Annotated in this window: 1 pseudogene; it reads right to left on the bottom strand. The window is 39.7% G+C overall.

The features are described 5' to 3' along the window. Positions 1-240: 240 nt before the first annotated feature. Positions 241-648 (bottom strand): annotated as a pseudogene (locus ACFINO_RS10255) (helix-turn-helix domain-containing protein). Between the last annotated feature and the right edge of the window lie 135 nt (positions 649-783).

Below are 783 nucleotides of genomic sequence, written 5' to 3'. Positions count from 1 at the left end.
AGGAGGGGCGAGGGGTGGGAGGTGGAGAATGGGGGGTGGGGGAGGAGAAGCGGAGGGTGGGGGGTGAGGGGTGAAGGGTGAGTGGCAGAGAGTGAGAGCTGAACAGCAGTTCAGTTTTTCAAAGTTATCATTAAGCGTTTTTATGCTCTGACGAAATAAGAGCACTATCGTCATGGTAAGTGATTTTTAAAAATATGCATGCATGTTTATGAGCAGAGAGTGAAACATTCTAAGCATATTTTAAAAACTTTCATTTTGATCAGAGATCAACCATAAAATTGCCTTCTGTTTTTTCGGTTTAAGTTCTCTAAAACTTTTTAAAAGGAAATCTTCTTCTTTGTTCGATATTCCTTTATTACGAGGGTATGAAACATGTTCTTTTGTTGAAATATCCGCATAAAAAAAGGAAATAGAAACATCCAATAGAGTGGCAATTTCCTGTAAACGTCCTGCTCCTACACGATTTATTCCTTTTTCATATTTCTGAATTTGTTGGAAAGTGACTCCTAAGGAGTGGCCTAACTGTTTTTAAGAAAGTCCTAGCATCTTTCTTCTATAACGAATTCTCTTGCCTACAGAAATATCATTAAAATGCGGATTTTTGTTTTGCACTTTAAAGTCCCCCACCGGGTGCGAGCGCCCTCGCATTAGTATTCCGGGAGTAGTAAAGTACTGAGTTCTAATCAGCTTTTTGCTTTTAGTGCTGAGAAGCACTTGGACATGGCAAAAACTCCCGGAATCCGGGAAAGCTCACATAATGAGCTAATTTTTTTAGAACTTAGG

Source organism: Bartonella sp. AA83SXKL (genome assembly GCF_042196965.1).
Classification (GTDB): domain Bacteria; phylum Pseudomonadota; class Alphaproteobacteria; order Rhizobiales; family Rhizobiaceae; genus Bartonella.
The sequence above is the reverse complement of the archived record's forward strand: the minus strand, read 5'-3'. Positions and strand labels throughout refer to the sequence as shown.